Here is an 18,794-nt window from a genome sequence, read left to right on the forward strand (position 1 = left end):
ACTCACCCTCGCGGGCTTTCCTCCGGGCGCTTCCTTCGTTTCCGACTCTATCAGATCTTTCCGATCCGATTTCCTCGGTGCTTTCCGGTCCCTTTTCGACTTTCGTCTTTCCGGGCCCTTCCGGCGCTTTCCGACTTTATCAGATTCATTTCCGTCGACCTAATCGGCGACTTCGTGATTCGGATAAGGAATCGGGATGGCTCCGACTGGAGCGAGAGAGATTCTATCTCCGCCGCCAGGAGCTTGTCCAGCTCCCCGGGCAACCGTTTGAATCTACCTCCCCACGCGACCCGTGTCAACAGGTTTTGTGGGCGAAGAGGAGACTAGCAGGTCAGCGGTGTGCTCCGCACATCAGGCGGCGGTGGGCAGCTCGGCCGCGCGGTCGGGCTCATCGACGTCGCCCGTGTCGCCGGCGCGTGCCGCGCGGCCGCCGAGGACATAGACGTACGCGAGAAATGCCAGCTCAGCGGCGATGCCGATGCCGATGCGCGCCCAGGTGGGCAGGTCGGAGGGGGTGACGAAGCCTTCGATCAGGCCGGAGACGAAGAGGACCAGGGCGAGGCCGATGGCCATGCCGATGGCGGCGCGGCCCTGCTGGGCGAGGGCGGCGCGGCGGGTGGTGGGGCCCGGGTCGATGAGGGTCCAGCCGAGGCGGAGGCCGGTGCCGGCGGCGACGAAGACCGCGGTGAGTTCGAGGAGGCCGTGCGGCAGGACGAGGCCGAGGAAGACGTCGAGGCGGCCGGCGGAGGTCATCAGTCCTATGCCGATGCCCAGGTTCAGCATGTTGGCGAAGAGGATCATCAGCACCGGGATGCCGAGGAAGGCGCCGAGGACCAGGCAGGTGGCGGCGGCCCGGGCGTTGTTCGTCCAGACCTGGGCGGAGAAGGACGCCGCCGGGTGGCTGGAGTAGTAGGTCTCGTACTGGCCGCCGGGACGGGTCATCTCGCGCAACGAGGCGGAGGCGCCGAGGGCGGACTGGACCTCCGGGTGGGTGCCGATCCACCAGCCGATCAGGGCCGCGAGGAGCGTGGAGAGGACGGCGGTCGGGATCCACCAGTGGCGCGAGCGGTAGACGGCGGCCGGGAAACCGGCGGTCAGGAAGGTGACCGCGTCCCGCCAGGAGGCGCGGCGGGTGCCGGTGACCGTGGCACGGGCACGGGCGACGAGCTGGGTGAGCCGGGCCGTGAGCATCGGGTCGGGCGCGCTGGACTGGATGAGGGAGAGGTGGGTGGCGGTGCGCTGGTAGAGGGCGACGAGCTCGTCGGCCTCGGCGCCGGTGAGCCGGCGGCCGCGGCGGAGCAGGTGGTCGAGGCGGTCCCACTCGGCTCGGTGGGCGGTGACGAAGACGTCCAGGTCCATGATCGGCTGCTGCTCCAGGCACGGGTGCGTACGGGTCGTACGGGGCGTACGGATGCGTGGTACGGGTTCTGAGTACTGCGGCGCGCTGCGGGTCAGCTTGGCAGACTGGCGTTCGGACGGGGTTCGGCTGGGTGACGAAGGGTGGGGCGCCGTGAGCGGGGTGGTGACGGGGGATGCCGTCTATCTGGGGCTGCAGCCGGCACGGCTGCCGAGCCGGGCGCTGGCGCTGCTGATCGATCTGGTCGTGGTGTGGGCCGCGTATCTGCTGATCGGTCTCGGGCTCGCGGTCGCCACGGCGTCGCTCGACGAGGCGGCGGCGATGGCCCTGTCGATCGTGTCGTTCCTGCTGGTCCTGGTCGGGGCGCCGATCGCGGTGGAGACGCTGTCGCACGGGCGGTCTCTGGGGAAGCTGGCGTGCGGGCTGCGGGTGGTGCGGGACGACGGCGGGCCGATCCGGTTCCGGCACGCGCTGATGCGCGGGGCGATGGGGGTCGTGGAGATCCTGATGACCTTCGGGGCGGTCGCGTGCATCGCGTCGCTGGTGTCGGAGCGTGGGCGACGGCTCGGTGACGTGTTCGCGGGAACGCTGGTGGTCCGCGAGCGGGTGGCGCCGGCGGCGGGCCTGGTGGTGCCGCCTCCGCCGGCGTGGCTGGTGGGGCGGTTCGCGGGGCTCGACCTGTCGGCGGTGCCGGATGCGCTGTGGCTGGAGATACGTCAGTACCTGATGCGGATGCGGCAGCTCGACCCGGCGGTCGGGCAGCGGTTGGCGGAACGACTCGCGGACGAGCTGGTGGCCCGGACGGGGACGCCTCCGCCGCCGGGGGTGCCGGCCGCCGCGTATCTGGCGGGCGTGGTGGCCGAGCGGCAGGCGCGGGACGCGCGCCGGGTGTTCGCGCCGCCGGCGGGCCGGCCGGCGGGGGTGGGAGGGGCTCCCGCCCCGGCGCCCGACCCCCTGGCTCCTGCGCCCGCGTCTCCCGCCCCTCTGTCTCCGGTGCCTGTCTCGCCGCCTGTCGTTCAGGCGCCAGTCGTCGAGGCGCCCGTCGTCGAGGCGCCCGTCGCTCCCGAGCGGCCCGCGACCGGGTTCGCGCCGCCCGCCTGAGCTCAGAGGACGTTCGGCGGGGTGTCGAGCTCTTCGAGTTCGATGCCGGGGGCCGCGAGGACCACGTCGCCGGCGATGTGAATGGTGTGCTGCTCCCCCGTGTCCAGGGCGCTGACCTGGTACTCGTCCACGATCAGGGGGCCGTTGTCAGTGGCGTGCGCTTCACTGTTCACCAGGGCCCAGGACTGGTCGACCGTCAGGGGGGCGAGGACGGGATCCGTGAAGGCGACGAGCCGGACGCGGGTCTCCGGGGAATCGGGGGTGAGGCGCAGGAGTCGGGAGATCGCGACGAGGAATGCCGGGGACGTGCCGGTGAAGGCGTGGGCGCGCACATTGCCTTCGGTGGCATGGGTTCCGGTGGGGTCGGTACGGACCCATGTGACGCCGTCGAGGGCGGCGCCGCGGACTTGCCAGTTCGCGGCGTGGAGTTCGAGGCGGATGGGGCGGCCGAGTTCGTCGATGGCCAGGTCGACGGAGCCGGTGGGCTCGCCGGAGGGGTTGGTGAGCTGTGAGACGTAGCGCCAGCCGGAGGGCCCGGGCGCGCAGTTGAAGTGCTCTTCACCGAGGGGGGTGTGATCGTGCGGATCATGGAGCGAATAGCGGCCGCGGGGCATGGGTCCTCGGGGTGCTTCCTGGAGCGGTAGTCGCGAGCGGTTGTCGCGACAGGTACTGCGAGCTGCTGCTGCGAGCTGCTGCTGCGCGCGGGTTCTGCGAGCGGCTGTCGCGGTCATGAGACGAGGCAGGCCCCCGGCACGGGGGTGCGGGGGCCTGCCTTTTCCGTCACGGAGTCCTGCGACGGGTGGGTGTCAGTGGGCTTTCGCCCGGGGCTGTCACCCGCCGGTCGTGGGATCAGTAGCGGTAGTGGTCCGGCTTGTACGGGCCCTCGACCGAGACGCCGATGTACGCGGCCTGCTCGGGGCGGAGGGTCGTCAGCTTGACGCCGAGGGCGTCGAGGTGGAGGCGGGCGACCTTCTCGTCGAGGTGCTTCGGCAGCGTGTAGACGCCGACCGGGTACTCGGCGGTCTTGGCGAAGAGCTCGATCTGGGCCAGGGTCTGGTCCGCGAAGGAGTTCGACATCACGAACGACGGGTGGCCGGTCGCGTTGCCGAGGTTCAGCAGACGGCCCTCGGACAGGACGATGACGACCTTGCCGTCGGGGAAGGTCCAGGTGTGGACCTGCGGCTTGACCTCGTCCTTGACGATGCCCGGGATCGCGGCCAGGCCGGCCATGTCGATCTCGTTGTCGAAGTGGCCGATGTTGCCGACGATCGCCTGGTGCTTCATGCGGGCGATGTCGGACGCCATGATGATGTCCTTGTTGCCCGTGGTGGTGATGAAGATGTCGGCGGTCTCGACGACGTCCTCGAGCGTCGTCACCTGGTAGCCGTCCATCGCGGCCTGGAGGGCGCAGATGGGGTCGATCTCGGTGACGATGACGCGGGCGCCCTGGCCGCGGAGGGACTCGGCGCAGCCCTTGCCGACGTCGCCGTAGCCGCAGACGACGGCGGTCTTGCCGCCGATGAGGACGTCGGTGGCGCGGTTGATGCCGTCGATGAGGGAGTGGCGGCAGCCGTACTTGTTGTCGAACTTCGACTTGGTGACGGCGTCGTTCACGTTGATCGCCGGGAAGAGCAGGGAGCCGGCCTGCTGCATCTCGTAGAGGCGGTGGACACCGGTGGTGGTCTCCTCCGTCACGCCACGGATCTCGGACGCCAGCTGGGTCCACTTCTGCGGGTTCTCGGCCAGGGTGCGGTTGAGGAGACGGAGGATGTAGCCGTACTCCTCGCTGTCCGCGGTGGACGGGTCCGGGGCGGAGCCGGCCTTCTCGAACTCGACGCCCTTGTGGACGAGGAGGGTGGCGTCACCACCGTCGTCGAGGATCATGTTCGGGCCGCCGGTGGGCGTGTTCGGCCAGGTGAGGGCCTGCTCGGTGCACCACCAGTACTCCTCCAGGGTCTCGCCCTTCCAGGCGAAGACCGGGACACCCTGCGGGTTGTCCGCGGTGCCGTTCGGGCCGACGGCGATGGCCGCGGCGGCGTGGTCCTGGGTGGAGAAGATGTTGCAGGAGGCCCAGCGGACCTCGGCGCCGAGGGCGACCAGGGTCTCGATGAGGACGGCGGTCTGCACGGTCATGTGCAGCGAGCCGGTGATGCGGGCGCCGGCCAGCGGCTGCTGGTCCGCGTACTCGCGACGGATGGACATCAGGCCGGGCATCTCGTGCTCGGCGAGGGTGATCTCCTTGCGGCCGAACTCGGCCAGCGACAGGTCGGCGACCTTGAAGTCCTGCGTGGTGGCAGTCGTCATGACTGGAGCTGCTCCTCGTGAAATCGGGTTTCGAGGGTCGACTGGGCGCCTGGCACCGCGGCTGTCAGGCGACGACGCGGGCATACGAATGCCCGGTGCTCCCGCGGTGCAGTCGTCGGAGGCCCTCTCTCCCTCGGCCGGCCCGTGTGCGGACCGCCCGACCGCCATCAGCAGCGACGTCTGGCTGGTCACGAATCTACACCGATCGGCGCAGCGGCCCACAGTCCGCCCCGGCTCGAAGACCGGCCACAGACGGGCCGCAGGCGGGCCGGAGACGGGCTGGGAAGCGGGTTGGTGACGGGTTGGTGACGGGCGGCCGACGGGAGGGAGGCTGGCGGCCGACCGGCCGGGGACTGGCGGCCGACCGGCCGGGGACTGGCGGGCGGCCGGCCGGGGACTGGCCGGAGCGGGGCTCGACAGAGGGTGCGCGGCCCTCCGCCCCTCCTGGGCGCGGGGCGCGGGGCGCGGGGCCTCGTGGATAGGGTGCGGGCCGGATTCGTGCGGGTGCGACGGGAGGGGTCGAGTGATGAGACCGGGACGAGGGCTGCGGGTCGCGGGGTGGGTGCTGGTGCCGCTGGGCGCGCTGCTGGTCGCCGGGGGCCTGTGGCTGCGGAGCGCGTATCCCGGCCACACGGTGCCGAGCGACTCGATGCGGCCGACGTACGGGCCCGGGGACCGGCTCTTCGCCGAGCGGATCGAGCCGTCGGAGGTGCGGCGCGGGGACGTCGTCCTCGTCTCGGTGCCCGAGTGGGGCATCCGTGAGGGGCTGTCGGTGAAGCGGGTGATCGGGGTCGGCGGGGACCGGGTGACGTCCGACGAGAGGGCCGTGTACGTCAACGGGAAGCCGCTCGCGGAGCCGTACGTCCTCCACGGCGACCCGATCGGTGGCGCGCCGGGCTTCGACGTGAAGGTGCCGGAGGGACGGCTGTTCCTGCTCGGCGACAACCGGGGCAACTCGCTGGACTCGCGCCACCACCAGGACACGTCGCCGGGCGGGACGGTCCCCGTCTCGGCCGTGAAGGAGCGGGTGGCGGACAGTCCGCTGGGCGCGGTCGGCGCCATCGCCGGGGCCTTCGGCGGCGGCGTGGTGCTGGTCGTCGGGGCCGGGCTCGGGCTCGGTGGGTGGCTGGCCGGGCGGGCGCGGCGCACGGCGGTGCCGCCGGCCTCTCCGTACGTACCCGCCTGACGGACGACCGAACATGACGAGAGGCCCCGGACCAGTTGGTCCGGGGCCTCTCGTCGGGCGGTCAGGCGCTCTTCGACCGGGCCGCCTTCTCGCTGTAGATGTCCGGCTCCAGGTAGATGACCCGGGCGATCGGGACGGCCGCGCGGATGCGGACCTCGGCCGCGTCGATGGCGCGGGCGACCTCGGCGGCGGTGTCGTCGTGGCGGACGGCGATCTTGGCCGCGACGAGCAGCTCCTCCGGGCCGAGGTGGAGGGTGCGCATGTGGATGAGGCGGGTGACCGTCTCGCCGTCGACGATCGCGTCCTCGATCTTCTTCACCTCTTCGGTGCCCGCGGCCTCGCCGAGCAGCAGCGACTTGGTCTCGGCGGCGAGGACGATCGCGATGAGGACGAGGAGGACACCGATGCAGACGGTGCCGATGCCGTCCCAGACGCCGTTGTCGGTGGCCAGCGCCAGGCCGACGCCGCCGAGGGCGAGCACGAGACCGATGAGGGCGCCGAAGTCCTCCAGGAGGACGACGGGGAGCTCGGGGGCCTTCGCCCGGCGGATGAAGTCCGTCCAGGACTGGTCGCCGCGCAGTTCGTTCGACTCCTTGATCGCGGTGCGGAAGGAGAAGGACTCCGCGATGATCGCGAAGACGAGGACGCCGACCGGCCAGTACCAGGCCTCGATCGGATGCGGGTGCTTGATCTTCTCGTAGCCCTCGTAGATGGCGAACATGCCACCGACCGAGAACAGCACGATGGAGACGAGGAAGGCGTAGATGTAGCGCTCGCGGCCGTAGCCGAACGGGTGCTGCGGGGTGGCCTCGCGCTGGGCGCGCTTGCCGCCGAGGAGGAGCAGGCCCTGGTTGCCGGAGTCGGCCAGCGAGTGGACGGCCTCGGCGAGCATCGAGGACGAGCCGCTGAACACGAACGCCACGAACTTCGCTGCGGCGATCGCGAGATTGGCGGCGAGTGCCGCCACGATCGCCTTGGTTCCGCCTGACGCGCTCATGGGTCCTCGTCTTCCCTTCGTCGATGCTCCGGCCGTACCGCGCACGGTGTGACCACGGTGGTACGGCCGGTCATTGTTGCATCAGGCCACCACAGTGGCACGGAAAACCGTTCCCGTACCGGACAGTTCGGTCTTTTCGCCCGCCGGGACGAAGACCGATTCGCCCGGACCGAGGGTCAGGTCACCGACGGAGGGCCGGCCCGCGGTCGCGAGCAGGATCTGGGGAGTGGGGGTGGTGAGGTCGGTCGGGGCGGCGCCCTCGGCCCGTACGTAGCGGGAGAGGCGGAACTCGTCGACCGGGGTGTCGTACAGCTCCTCGCCCGTCACCGACGCCTCCGGCCGCAGGATGCCCGGCTCGCGCGGCTCGAAGTGGACGACCCGCAGCAGTTCGGGGACGTCGACGTGCTTGGGGGTGAGGCCGCAGCGCAGCACGTTGTCGGAGTTGGCCATGATCTCGACGGCGAGGCCGTCGAGGTAGGCGTGCGGCACGCCCGCGCCGAGGTAGAGCGCCTCGCCCGGCTGGAGCGTGACCAGGTTGAGCAGCATGGCGGCGAGGACGCCGGGGTCGCTCGGGTAGTGGTGGGCGATCTGGGCGTACGGGGCGTGGGCGCCGCCGAGGCGGGCGGCGGCGTGCGCGGCCTCGGCGACGGTGTGGGCGATCTCGGCGGGGTCGGCCGTGAGCAGCGCGGTGAGGACCTCGCGGAGGGCCGCCTCCTCGGGGTGGGCGTGCAGCACGTCGACGTACGGCTTGAGCGCGTCCACGCCGAGCGCGGCCATCGTGTCGGCGGCCTCGACGGGGTCGCGGAAGCCGCACAGGCCGTGGAACTCGGTGAGCGCGCAGATGAGTTCGGGCTTGTGGTTGGCGTCCCTGTAGTTGCGCCGCGGGTCGTCGACCGGCAGCCCCGTGGCCTCCTCGGCGGCGAACCCGGCGCGCGCCTGGGCGAGGTCGGGGTGGACCTGGAGGGAGAGCGGGGCGCCGGCGGCGAGGATCTTGAAGAGGAACGGGAGGTGCGGGCCGAACTTCTCGACGGTGGCCGGGCCGAGTTCGCGTACCGGGTCGGCGTCGATGAGCTCGTTGAGCGGACCGCGGTCGGTGCGGGAGGGGGCGCCGGGGTGGGCTCCCATCCACATCTCGGCCTGGGGCTCGCCGGTGGGGGCGACGCCGAGCAGTTCCGGGATGGCCGTCGTGGAACCCCAGGCGTAGGGGCGCACGGTGTTGACGAGGCGGTCCATGGGGCTTCCAGCTCTTTTCAGTGCGGTGGGTGCGGTGATGGACGTGGGGGCGGGGTGAGTGGGGGCGGTGAGGGGCCGGAGGGGCGGCTCAGGACGTGCGGGGGCGGCGCGCGGTCGTGGTGCGGGGTGGGGTGGGGTGGCTTCGCGCGTCGGGTGTCATGCGTGCGGTGCGGTTGTTCGGTTGTTCGGACTCGGGAGTCCGGGCTTGCTTGGTTGTTCGGACTCGGGCGTCCGGGCTTTGCCTGGTTGTTCGGTTGTTCCGCTGTTCGGTCACTCGGCGGAGGGCTTGCTCGGTTACTCGGCGGAGAGGCCCGAGGAGGCGAGGGACAGGTACACGGCGGCGAAGTCGGTGACGGCGAGCAGCTCGGCCAGCGTCTCCAGCGCGCTGCCCTCCTCCGGCTCCACCTCGCTGATGGCCGTGTCGTGGCCGAGGGCGAGCTCGCGGGCGGCGGGCGCGGCGCTGAGCGGGTTGCCCTCGGCGGGCCGGTCGCGCAGCAGTACGACCCTGGTGTGCAGGGCCTGCGGCTCCTCGACGCGGTCGCGGAAGAAGTCGTCGGGGTCGGCGCCCGCCGCGTAGTCGCCGGTCAGCAGCATGCCGTGGGCGGGCAGCGCCTCCGGCAGCTCCGCGGCGAGCGCGGGCAGGCCGGCCAGCTCGGCGAGGACCGCGGCGAACCGGCGGCCGGCCGGCCCCGCCGCCTCGCCCTCGGTCCAGACGAGCGGCAGGGTGTCGGCGAGCTCGGCGGCGAGGGTCTTCGCCGGGTTGCTGTACGTGGCGATGGCAGGGCCGCAGCGCTCCGCCATCCGGTCCAGGCGTTCGGCGACCTGCTCCAGCGCGTCCGGCGGGGCCTCAAGGAGGCCGACCCGGTCGAGCAGCGCGAGCAGCGGCGTGAACAGCGCCCACAGCGCGCCCGGGCTCGCGGCCAGCGACTCGCCGTACTCGTCCGGCGCCTCGTGCGGGGCCATCGCCAGCGGTACGAACAGACCGCGGGAGCCGCCCATGGACTCGGCGAGCGGTGAGCCCTTCGGGGCGACGGCGACGGCGGTGATGCCGCGGCGGTAAGCCTGCTCGACGAGGAGGGTGAGGCCAGGCTCGGAGCCGTCGGTCGTCGGTACGAGGAGCAGGTCGACCGAGCCCGCCCAGCCGGGCAGCGCCCAGCGCAGCGCACCGGCGGCCGCGGCGACGCCCGTCGGCTGCAGCCGGATCACCGGGGCGGCCGCGCCCGCGAGGGCGCCGACCAGGTCGGCGACACCGGCGGCGGCGGTGCCGGGGCCCGCGACGAGGACCGCGCGGGGGCGGCCGTCCGGGCGGAGCTCCGCGACGCCGGCCTCGGCGGCGTGCCGGGCGGCGGTCCGTACCCGCGCGCCCGCCTCGGCGGCGCCGCGCAGCAGGCCGCGGTGGTCGGCGAGGGCGAGGGCTTCCGGTGCGTCGAGGAGGGTCTCGTCGAGCATGTGGCGGGCCTCCGGTCGTCGGTGGCGGGACCCTCGGCCGGTGGTCGGCCGGGGTGCCGCGTGGTCTGTCCCCCGAGGGTCGCCCCCGGGGAGACGGCCCCCAGAGGTCTCCTCGTCGAGTTCTCTCGTCGAGGTCCCCTCATCAGGGACTTCCCCGTCGTACGGGTCGCGTGCGGGTCGCCTACGCGTCGCGTACGGGTCGCCTATGGCGTGCGCGTCGCGTACGTCGTACGAGTCGCGTACGACGTACGGGCGTAGGGGCCGTGCACGGGCATACGGGCTACTCGGGGCGGCGCGCCTCGTCGACGAGCAGGACCGGGATGCCGTCGCGGACCGGGTACGCGAGACCGCAGTCGGCGGAGGTGCAGACGAGCTCCGGGGTCTCCTCCGCGGAACGGTCGTTCAGCGGGGCGTGGCAGGCCGGGCAGGCCAGGATCTCCAGGAGGCCGGCTTCGAGCGGCATGGGCGGTCCCTTCGGGGAGCGGTACGGACGGTCTTCGGGCCAGGTCAGCCTACCGCCGGGCCGCGGGCAGCGCCCTTGATGCGGGGCGGGGCGCCGCTGGTTACGTTGCGGGGCTTTTGTGGCGGAGAGAGGGCGAGACGTGGGCGGAGCGGGAAACGGGGGGCGACGTGTTGTGTGTCGTCGGCGTGGCCGGCCCGAGGAGCGCGGCGCCCGCCGGTGACGTCCACCGGGCGGGCGGCGCGGTGAGTGCGGCGTGCGCGGGGGCGGCGCGGTGACCTCCACCCCGGCGGGCGGCGCGGTGAGCGCCGCGTGCGCGGGGGCGGCGTAGGCCCAGAGGCCCAGGAGCGGAACGCGCCCGCAAGGGCGCCGTCCCGTGTGCCCACCCGTCCCGCCCCAGCGGGACGATTGCCCGCACGGGGGGCCGGGGGGGCGGAGTGGGCGACATCCCAGCGCGCCCGGGCCGGCCCCGCCCCACGGCTCCTTCGGCTCAGGCTCGGATCAGGGCCAGGGCCTCGTCGCGTACCCGCTCCATCGTCGCCTCGTCGCGGGCCTCCACGTTCAGGCGGAGGAGGGGTTCCGTGTTGGAGGCGCGGAGGTTGAACCACCAGTCGGTGGCGGTGACCGTGAGGCCGTCGAGGTCGTCGAGGGTGACGCCGTCGCGGGAGGCGAAGGCGGTGCGCACGGCGGTGAGGCTGGCGGCCTGGTCGGCGACGGTGGAGTTGATCTCGCCGGAGGAGGCGTAGCGGTCGTAGGAGGAGACCAGGGCGGAGAGCGGCCCGTCCTGGCCGCCGAGGGCCGCGAGGACGTGGAGCGCGGCGAGCATGCCGGTGTCCGCGTTCCAGAAGTCCTTGAAGTAGTAGTGGGCGGAGTGCTCGCCGCCGAAGATGGCGCCGGTCTTCGCCATCTCCTCCTTGATGAAGGAGTGGCCGACGCGCGTCCGCACCGGCGTGCCGCCGTGCTCGCGGACGACCTCCGGGACGGACCAGGAGGTGATCAGGTTGTGGATGATCGTGCCGCTGCCGCCGTGCTTGGCGAGTTCGCGCGCCGCGACGAGCGCGGTGATCGCGGACGGGGAGACCGGGTCGCCGTTCTCGTCGACGACGAAGCAGCGGTCGGCGTCGCCGTCGAAGGCGAGACCGAGGTCGGCGCCCTCGGCGCGGACGCGGGCCTGGAGGTCGACGATGTTCTTCGGGTCGAGCGGGTTGGCCTCGTGGTTCGGGAAGGTGCCGTCGAGCTCGAAGTACATCGGGACGACGTCGAGCGGCAGGCCCGCGAAGACGGTGGGCACGGTGTGGCCGCCCATGCCGTTGCCGGCGTCGACGACGACCTTGAGCGGGCGGATGGAGGCGAGGTCCACGAGGGAGAGCAGGTGGGCCGCGTAGTCCTTGAGCGTGTCGCGCTCGCTGACGGTGCCCGGCCTCTCGGCCGGCTCGGGCGCGCCCTGCTCCGTCCACTGCTCGGCGAGCGCGCGGATGTCGGAGAGGCCGGTGTCCTGGCCGACCGGGGCGGCGCCGGCGCGGCACATCTTGATGCCGTTGTACTGGGCCGGGTTGTGCGAGGCGGTGAACATCGCGCCCGGCAGGCCGAGCTGCCCGGAGGCGAAGTACAGCTGGTCGGTGGAGCAGAGCCCGATCATGGTGACGTCGGCGCCGAGGCGGGCCGCGCCACGCGCGAAGGCGGCGGCGAGACCGGGCGACGAGGGGCGCATGTCGTGGCCGATGACGACGGCCTCGGCGTCCACGACCCGTACGAACGCGGCGCCGAAGAGCTCCGCCAGGGTCTCGTCCCACTGATCCGGCACCACCCCGCGGACGTCGTACGCCTTCACGATCTGCGACAGATCAGCAGCAGCCACGGACCAACCCTCCTGAGGTCTCGGTATGTCTCGGCTCGCGCGACCCGCGACGTGGAGGACGCGGAATGCGCGGGGCCCAAACTACCCGGAAGGGGGCCTTGATCAGTTTTCGGGGGAACGGAGCACCCGAAGGTGTCCCCGGCGGCCGACCTCCATCGGGTCGCCGCTCCGGCCGCCCGGGACGCCCTTGCCGCCGGCCTCCGCCGCGCGTTCCTGGGGGCGGGCCGCCTCCCGTACCGCGTTGGCGAGGGCTTCGAGGTCGTCGCCGCTCGGGCGGGTAGGGGCGTTGCCGTCGGAGAGCCGCACGACCTCCCAGCCGCGCGGGGCGGTCAGGCGCTCGCTGTGCTCGGCGCACAGGTCGTAGCAGTGGGGCTCGGCGTAGGTGGCGAGCGGGCCGAGGACCGCAGTCGAGTCGGCATAGACGTACGTCAGTGTCGCGACGGCAGGGCGGCCGCACGCGGTGCGCGAACAGCGACGTACAGGGCTCACGACGTTGGACGGTACCGCACTCTTGAGCGGGCCGCGACGACTCTCCCCCAGGTCACTCCACCGTGTCGCGGTGTGACGTCCGCCACGAGGCCGTTCGGGAGGGCCCTTCTGACCTGCGGGAGCGCCGGGATACGGCGGGGATACGAGGGCCGGGGCGGGTCGGGATCCGGACAGGCAGGGGGAGAAATCCGGTCATGGACGGCCAGATGGCCGATCCGACCGGGGCGGTGAATCGGCCCGTTGTCCGGCCGGAACGATCGCCTTCCGACAGCTTCCGACAGCCGTGACGGACGCACGCCACCGTTCCGGCCGCTTTGCACCGGTCCCGAACCACCGGAGAGAGTTACGCTGCGTCAGTGACGGACACCACCGAGAGCATGGACAGCACCGGTCCCGTACCGCGCGTGCGGCGCCGTGACCGCCACGGCCGGGGCATGCGGGGGCCGGTCGCCCCGCCGCAGGTCCCGCTGTCCGCGAGCCGCGCGGACACCTTCCGCGATCTGGTCCTGGACTCGGTGGAGCGTCTGGAGCGGCGCTGGCCGCAGCTCGCGGACGTGGAGTTCCTGGTGATGGAGGTCCCTCCGGCGGTGCCGGGCGAGCCGGTCGTGCCGCTGGGCGGCTCGACCCCCGCGGAGAAGAACGAGCCGGCCCGCGTGGTCGTCTACCGCAGGCCGGTCGAGATCCGCTCGAAGGGCCGCGACGAGCGGGCCCTGCTCGTCCACGAGGTCGTCGTCGAGCAGGTGGCCGATCTGCTCGGCCTCTCCCCCGAGTCGGTCGACCCGCGGTACGGCCAGGACTGACCGTCTCCGACGAGTCGGGTACAGAGGCCGGGCACGGACGCCGGGCTCAGACGCCGAGCTCAGAGGCCAGGCTCAGACGCCGGGCTCAGACGCCAGGCACAGAGGCCAGGCACAGACGCCGAGCTCAGAGGCTAGGCTCAGACGCCCGGCCCAGACGCCGGGCTCAGGGCCGGCTCAGTCGTCGAGCACCGTCAGGTCCTGGCGCGCCTTCGGCACCCGCACCGTGCCTCGGTCGTCGACGAGCGGCTGGACCGTGAACATCGGGATGTCGTCCTGCGGCAGCGCCAGCGTGCGCGAGGCGTGCACCGGGCCGCCCGAGAGGCGTTCGACGGTGATCGCGTAGGAGCCCTTGAGACCGTCGGGGACGGGCGCGTCCATGGAGAGCGTGGTGCCTCCCTTGACCGTGACCGTCTTGGTGACCGGGGTGCCGCCGCCGGAGCCGGCCGAGGCGGTGATCCGGACCTCGGCGCTCGCGGCGGGGGCGGTCAGGACGAGAGTGGCGCCCTTGGCGCGGTTGTCGGCGACGGACGCGCGGCCCTCGATGGCGGCGGTGGCCGGGATGAAGGCGACCTCCTGCTTGTCGCCCTTGCCGCGTGCGACCCTGACGGCGGCCACGACCGGCGTGGGCTTCTTCGGGTCGGTCGGGGTCAGCAGCAGCGAGCCGGGCTCGCCGCGCGTGAGGTCGGGCAGGTCGAGGGCGGCGGTCATGCCGGACTTGACGTGCAGGGTGCCCGCGCCGGCCGGGACGATCGTGCCGGTCGGGGTGACCAGCTGGACCTTCAGGTCGGCGTCGTCGTCGCCCGGTGTGTACGCCACGAGCCGGACCGAGGTCGCGTCGGCCGGGATGCCGGGCAGGACGGCGGTGCCGGCCGGGTCGGCGGAGGCCGGGAGCCAGTCGCTGCCCGCCTTCTCGTCGGCGACGCCGACGACGGCGCCGACGCGGCCGCTGCGGGTGGTCACGTGGACGGTGACGTCCTGCTGGGCCGGGTCGGCGGTGAGGGTGGGGAGCAGCACCGGGACGCTGGAGTGCGCGGGGACCGGAATGCCCTCGGTGACCTGGGACTTCAGGACGCCGTCGGGGCCGTACAGCTCGATGTCGGCGACGGCCGCGCCGTCGTCGGGGTTGGTGAGGTGCACGTAGTCCTGGCGGTTCTTGGCCGTGGACGCGGCCGGGAACCAGAAGTCGGTGTCCGGGGCGGTGCAGCTGACGCCGAGCAGGCCACGGGCGCCGCCGGCCGCGACGACGGTGGTCTGCTGGACGGTCCAGCCCGGTGCGAGGGCGCCGCTCGCCGTGCCGATCAGAGCGGGCGCGTCGGGGCCGTCGGCCTCGGCGGTGACCGGGGTGCCGGCCTGGGTGACGGTCGGCGGGGCCTTCGGCGCCTTGGGCTTCTTCGCCTTGGCGTCGGTGGACGCGTCCTCGCCGGGGAGGGCGGCGGCGCTGGCGGGCTTCAACTCGGCCTTGGCCGCCTTCTGCTCGCCCGGCTGCCCGGCCGTCTGTCCCCCCGTCTGTCCGGCCGTCTGTCCCGTGTCCTTGTTCGCGGAGGCGGGTGTGTACGAGGTGTACGCCGTCTCCGCCACCTCCGAGGTGCTCGGCACCGGGCAGAGCAGACCGGCGCGCTCGACGGGCAGCCGCGTCGGCGGCTGGGTCGCGACCGGCGCGGTGCCGTCGGGGGCGGTCAGGGCGGCCACGCCGGTGACGGCGGCCAGGGCGGTGGCGACCGCGATCAGGGAGAGGGTGGTGCGGTTCACTGGTTGCTGCTCCCGTCGGGACGCTGCCCGTAGCCGTACGGGTCGTAGGGGTCGTACGGCTGCTGCTGGTCGTAGCCGTTCGGCTGCTGCTCCTGCTGTTGCTGCTGCTGTTGCTGCTGCTGTTGCTGCTGCTGCTGTGCGTACGGGTCGTACTGCGGCTGCTGCGCGTACTGCTCGGGGTCGTACTGCTGCTGCGCGTACTGTTCCGCGTCGTACTGCGCGTGGTCGTACTGCGCCTGCCCGTAGGGGTCGTACGCGTACTGCTGCCCCTGGTACTGCTCCTGGTAGTAGCCCTGCTGCGAGGCGGCGGCGTACGGGTCGTCCCACTCCGGCTCCTCCGGCACGGGTACGACGGGCACGACGGGTACGGGTACGGGGACGGGCTCCGGGGCGGCCTCCTGCTCGGGCGCCTGTGCCGCCGCGTCCGTCGCTGCCTCCGCCGCTGCCTCTGCCTCCGCCGCGGCGCGCAGGCGGCGGGCGCGGCGGCCGTCGCCCTCGGCGGCCTGGGCGGGGATGGCGATCTCCTCGTCGGGCAGGTCGTCGTCGATGTCGCGGCGACGGCCGGGCAGGGCGAGGACGAGGAGGACGAGCGCGAGGCCGGCCTGGGCCCAGATCCACGCGGTGTGGGTGATCGGGTCGTCGAAGGTGAGGTCGAGGCGGCCGCCCTCGGCGGGCAGTTCGAAGCCCTGGGCCCAGCCGTCGACCGTGACGGGCTTGAGCGCCTTGCCGTCGAGGGTGGCGGTCCAGCCGCTGTCGGCGCGGTCGGCGACGCGCAGGACGCGTCCGGCGGGGCCGGCCGGGAGCTTGGTGTGCGCCTCGACGGGCCCGGCGGCGACGGCCACCGGCTGAACGGCGGCTCCCCCCTCGGCCCCCGCGTCCGCACCGGCACCGGCATCAGCACCGGCACCCGCACCCGCACCCGCACCCGCACCCGCACCGGGCACGATCATGATGCGGGCGACCTCGCGGTCCACGCGCCACAGCGCGCTGCCGTCGAGCTGGCTGAGCCGGCTGAGGCCCGGGGTGGCGTCGAGGACGCGGCTCATCGAGCGCGGCGCCCCGTCCCGTACCAGCACGTAGCGGATCGCGAAGCCGCTCAGCTCCTCGGTCTGGTCGGCTCCGGAGCCGGCCACGAGGTGGGCGACGACCTGGTCGAGGCGCGGGTCGCTGCCGCCGGTGGCGGCGAGTTCGGCGTCGCCGAGACGGCCGCCGGAGCCGCGGACCAGGGTGTACGCGACCTCGCCGGGCGAGCTGCCGCCGAGGACGAGGGTGCGGGCCTGGTCGCGGGTGCCGCTCTCCTCGGCGACGAACGCGGGCACCTGGACCGGGTCGCGGCGGGTGAGCGGGCCGTCGGCGCCGCCGATCATCCAGCCGGCGGCGGACACGACGGGGCCGAGGGCGCAGGCGAGGGCGACGAGCGCGGCGACGGGCTGGCGCCAGCCGAAGCCGTGGGCGGCGACGCGGCTGCGGCCGCCCTCGGCGCCGATCATGGCGGCGGCGAGCAGCGCGGCGCCGTAGACGAGGGTGGCGGGGCCGGCCCAGCCGGTCCCGGCGTCTCCGGCACCGTTGGTGAGGACGGCGAAGAGCAGGCCGGCGAGGGCGGCGGCCCAGGCGGCGCGGACGGCGAGCACCCGCTCGGCGCGCAGCAGGGCGCCGAGCGCGGCGAGCACGAGGCCGAGGAGGACGAACCCGCCGGTGGTGCCGGGGCCGCCGGGGCTGGCGCCGAGCAGGTCGAGCGCGCCGGCCGTGCCCGTACGGATGTCGAGTCCGGCCTCGCGCAGGAAGGCGGCGGGGCTGGTCAGCAGGGAGAGCGACCAGGGGGCCAGGACGAGGACCGGGGTGCCGACGGTGGCGAGGAAGCGCAGTCCGTACGCGGTGATGTCGGCGCGGCGGAGCGCGAGCACGCCGAGGCCGAGGAGGACCGCGAGCGGCCAGACGACCGGCGTGAACGCCATCGCGAAGGTGAGGAGGAAGGTGTACGCCCAGGTGGCGCGCCAGCTGCCCCGCTCGCCGCCGGGCCGGTTCAGCCCGTACGAGGAGACGGCGGCGCGGGCGATGAGCGGGAGCAGGATCGCGAGGACGGCGGTGCCGAGCCGGCCGGCGGCGAGGGCGCCGGTGGCGGCGGGCAGGAAGGCGTAGGCGACGGCGGCCCAGGCGCGCAGGAGCCGTGACTCGACGATGCCGCGGGAGGCGAAGTACGCGGTGAAGCCGGCGAGCGGGACCGAGCAGACGAGCAGCAGGGTCAGCGCGAAGGACGTCGAGCCGAGGAACAGCGCGGAGAGCGCGGCCAGGACGGCGAGGTAGGGCGGGGCGGTCTGAGTGCCGCCGGTGCCGATGGCGTGCCAGCCGTCGGCGTACCGCGACCAGAGCCCGGAGACGGTGTCGGGCGCGGGCAGCAGGGCGCCGCCGGCGAGGGAGCCGCCGCCGAAGAGGTTGCGGCAGGCGACGAGGGAGACGACGAGGAGGAGGGCGAAGAGGACGGGCCCGGGCTTGCGGGCGATCTTCTTCAGCCGGGCGAACTGCTCGATCTCCAGGAAGTCGGCGTCGTCGCCGCCGGGGCCCGACTCGACCACGCCGTGCCGGGAGCCGCCGGAGTCGGCGTCGGAGCCGCCGAAGTGGGAGGCGAACTGCTCGGCGGCGGCGCGGACGGTGGCGCCGGGCGGCGGGAAGAGCGGGCGGAGCTCGCTCGCGGGGACGGCCGGGTTCTTGCGCCGGCGGCGCGCGGCGAGGATCTTCTCGGGGCGCAGCAGCGTGGCGAGCAGGCCCATGACCTCGTCGACGGCCTGGCCGGGGGCCTTGCCGACGAGATAGCCGAGGGTGCGGAGCACGGTGCCGACGACGAGCCTGAGGAAGACGTACGGGAGGGTCGCGCCGCGGGTGTTGGCGAGCAGCGTGTAGACGGCGCCGGCCTTGTCGACGCGGTGCGGGTTGGCGGCGGAGCGGCCGGCGCAGTCGACGGTGCGGCGCTCGCGGGCGGACGCCTCGGCGTGCCGGAGCACGGCGTCGGGGGCGACGAGGACGCGGTGGCCGGCGGCGTGGGCGCGCCAGCACAGGTCGACGTCGTCGCGCATGAGGGGCAGCCGGCGGTCGAAGCCGCCGAGTTCCTCGAAGACGTCGCGCCGGATCAGCATGCCGGCGCTGGAGACGGAGAGGACGGAGCGGATCTGGTCGTGCTGGCCCTGGTCCTGCTCGCGGCGGTCGAGGCCGGTCCAGCGGCGCCCGCTGCGGGCGATGGAGACGCCGGCTTCGAGCAGCTGCTTCCGGTCGTACCAGCCGCGCAGCTTGGGGCCGATGACGGCCGCGTACTCGTCGCTGTCGGCGACGCGCAGCAGTTCGGTGAGGGCGCCGGGTTCGGGCGCGCAGTCGTCGTGGAGCAGCCAGAGCCACTGGACGGGCTCGCCGTGCGGGAGTTCGGGCAGGTCGTAGTTCTCGTCCCGCCAGGTCCTGGTGACCGGGTCCCAACTGCTGGGCCGCTTCAGGTAGGTGAGCTCCTCGGGCCCGAGGACGGGCGCGGTGCGCACGGCCTCCTCGACGGCGGCGCCGAAGCCGGTGCGGCGGGCGAGGTGGAGGACGCGGTCGTCGCCGAGCGCCTCGCTGAGCAGCCGTGCGGAGTCGTCGGCGCTGCCGGTGTCGGCGGCGACGGCGTTCTGTACGGGGCGTTCCTGGGCGAGCAGCCCGGCGAGCGCGTCCGGCAGCCAGCGGGCGCCGTCGTGGGCGACGAGCACGGCGGTGACGACGTGTCGCGGAAACTCAGGAGTTGAGGACATCGAGCTACGGGCCCTCCGGCCGGGGGTCGCCCGCGGGGGGCGTG

At 73.5% G+C, this 18,794-nt stretch carries 14 protein-coding genes; 3 read left to right on the forward strand and 11 right to left on the reverse strand.

The window, feature by feature from the left end; all coding sequences use genetic code 11:
* Positions 1-351: 351 nt before the first annotated feature.
* Positions 352-1,359, reverse strand: coding sequence for a stage II sporulation protein M (locus ACWEJX_RS27135; RefSeq protein ID WP_451610025.1), 1,008 nt, complete (start codon positions 1,357-1,359; stop codon positions 352-354).
* A 163-nt stretch (positions 1,360-1,522) separates the two neighbouring features.
* On the opposite strand from ACWEJX_RS27135, the gene ACWEJX_RS27140 reads away from it, so the two are divergent.
* Positions 1,523-2,458, forward strand: coding sequence for an RDD family protein (locus ACWEJX_RS27140; protein ID WP_451610050.1), 936 nt, complete (start codon positions 1,523-1,525; stop codon positions 2,456-2,458).
* Positions 2,459-2,460: 2 nt separating this feature from the next.
* On the opposite strand, the gene ACWEJX_RS27145 is transcribed toward ACWEJX_RS27140, so the two are convergent.
* Together ACWEJX_RS27145 and ahcY are read right to left on the reverse strand one after the other, a co-directional pair.
* Complete coding sequence (locus ACWEJX_RS27145) at positions 2,461-3,072, reverse strand: hypothetical protein (RefSeq protein ID WP_451610026.1); 612 nt, start codon at positions 3,070-3,072, stop codon at positions 2,461-2,463.
* Positions 3,073-3,307: 235 nt separating this feature from the next.
* Complete coding sequence (ahcY, locus tag ACWEJX_RS27150; RefSeq protein ID WP_451610027.1) at positions 3,308-4,762, reverse strand: adenosylhomocysteinase; 1,455 nt, start codon at positions 4,760-4,762, stop codon at positions 3,308-3,310.
* A gap of 526 nt (positions 4,763-5,288) precedes the next feature.
* On the opposite strand from ahcY, the gene lepB reads away from it, so the two are divergent.
* Positions 5,289-5,948 carry a signal peptidase I gene (gene lepB, locus ACWEJX_RS27155; RefSeq protein ID WP_451610028.1) on the forward strand — a complete coding sequence of 220 codons (660 nt, stop codon included), beginning with the start codon at positions 5,289-5,291 and terminating at the stop codon, positions 5,946-5,948.
* Between the two features lie 61 nt (positions 5,949-6,009).
* Here the strand turns inward: lepB and ACWEJX_RS27160 are convergent, their stop codons facing one another.
* The 6 genes from ACWEJX_RS27160 to ACWEJX_RS27185 form a co-directional block, all read right to left on the reverse strand.
* Positions 6,010-6,945, reverse strand: coding sequence for a cation diffusion facilitator family transporter (locus ACWEJX_RS27160; RefSeq protein WP_451610029.1), 936 nt, complete (start codon positions 6,943-6,945; stop codon positions 6,010-6,012).
* An 81-nt stretch (positions 6,946-7,026) separates the two neighbouring features.
* On the reverse strand, positions 7,027-8,178 hold the full coding sequence (gene manA / locus ACWEJX_RS27165) for a mannose-6-phosphate isomerase, class I (RefSeq protein WP_451610030.1): 1,152 nt from the start codon (positions 8,176-8,178) through the stop codon (positions 7,027-7,029).
* A 294-nt stretch (positions 8,179-8,472) separates the two neighbouring features.
* A complete protein-coding gene (locus ACWEJX_RS27170; protein WP_451610031.1) occupies positions 8,473-9,627 on the reverse strand; it encodes an SIS domain-containing protein in 1,155 nt (384 codons plus the stop codon).
* Between the two features lie 280 nt (positions 9,628-9,907).
* A complete protein-coding gene (locus tag ACWEJX_RS27175; RefSeq protein WP_356077011.1) occupies positions 9,908-10,090 on the reverse strand; it encodes a Trm112 family protein in 183 nt (60 codons plus the stop codon).
* Positions 10,091-10,577: 487 nt separating this feature from the next.
* Positions 10,578-11,945 (reverse strand): phosphomannomutase/phosphoglucomutase, encoded by a 1,368-nt coding sequence (locus ACWEJX_RS27180; RefSeq protein WP_451610032.1) that lies wholly within the window; start codon positions 11,943-11,945, stop codon positions 10,578-10,580.
* 102 nt (positions 11,946-12,047) lie between these two features.
* Positions 12,048-12,485: a DUF3499 domain-containing protein gene (locus tag ACWEJX_RS27185; RefSeq protein WP_451610051.1), complete on the reverse strand. Its 438-nt coding sequence runs from the start codon at positions 12,483-12,485 to the stop codon at positions 12,048-12,050.
* Between the two features lie 326 nt (positions 12,486-12,811).
* Here ACWEJX_RS27185 and ACWEJX_RS27190 point away from each other — a divergent pair, with 326 nt between their 5' ends.
* The gene (locus ACWEJX_RS27190) at positions 12,812-13,234 is read left to right on the forward strand and encodes a metallopeptidase family protein (RefSeq protein WP_451610052.1); all 423 of its coding nucleotides are present in this window, start codon (positions 12,812-12,814) and stop codon (positions 13,232-13,234) included.
* A 174-nt stretch (positions 13,235-13,408) separates the two neighbouring features.
* Here the strand turns inward: ACWEJX_RS27190 and ACWEJX_RS27195 are convergent, their stop codons facing one another.
* Both ACWEJX_RS27195 and ACWEJX_RS27200 read right to left on the reverse strand, forming a co-directional pair.
* Positions 13,409-14,983, reverse strand: a complete 1,575-nt coding sequence (locus ACWEJX_RS27195; protein WP_451610033.1) for a DUF5719 family protein — start codon at positions 14,981-14,983, stop codon at positions 13,409-13,411.
* On the reverse strand, positions 14,980-18,750 hold the full coding sequence (locus ACWEJX_RS27200) for a glycosyltransferase family 2 protein (RefSeq protein ID WP_451610034.1): 3,771 nt from the start codon (positions 18,748-18,750) through the stop codon (positions 14,980-14,982). Before ACWEJX_RS27200 ends, ACWEJX_RS27195 begins: the two co-directional genes overlap by 4 nt.
* Between the last annotated feature and the right edge of the window lie 44 nt (positions 18,751-18,794).

This window comes from Streptomyces sp. NPDC004788 (genome assembly GCF_053601115.1).

Coding starts and splice junctions, on each gene's coding strand:
- ACWEJX_RS27175 (WP_356077011.1), bottom strand. CDS start 10,090: ATGCCGCTCGAAGCCGGCCTCCTGGAGATCCTGGCCTGCCCGGCCTGC.
- ACWEJX_RS27170 (WP_451610031.1), bottom strand. CDS start 9,627: ATGCTCGACGAGACCCTCCTCGACGCACCGGAAGCCCTCGCCCTCGCC.
- lepB (WP_451610028.1), top strand. CDS start 5,289: ATGAGACCGGGACGAGGGCTGCGGGTCGCGGGGTGGGTGCTGGTGCCG.
- ACWEJX_RS27160 (WP_451610029.1), bottom strand. CDS start 6,945: ATGAGCGCGTCAGGCGGAACCAAGGCGATCGTGGCGGCACTCGCCGCC.
- manA (WP_451610030.1), bottom strand. CDS start 8,178: ATGGACCGCCTCGTCAACACCGTGCGCCCCTACGCCTGGGGTTCCACG.
- ahcY (WP_451610027.1), bottom strand. CDS start 4,762: ATGACGACTGCCACCACGCAGGACTTCAAGGTCGCCGACCTGTCGCTG.
- ACWEJX_RS27200 (WP_451610034.1), bottom strand. CDS start 18,750: ATGTCCTCAACTCCTGAGTTTCCGCGACACGTCGTCACCGCCGTGCTC.
- ACWEJX_RS27135 (WP_451610025.1), bottom strand. CDS start 1,359: ATGGACCTGGACGTCTTCGTCACCGCCCACCGAGCCGAGTGGGACCGC.
- ACWEJX_RS27190 (WP_451610052.1), top strand. CDS start 12,812: ATGGACAGCACCGGTCCCGTACCGCGCGTGCGGCGCCGTGACCGCCAC.
- ACWEJX_RS27145 (WP_451610026.1), bottom strand. CDS start 3,072: ATGCCCCGCGGCCGCTATTCGCTCCATGATCCGCACGATCACACCCCC.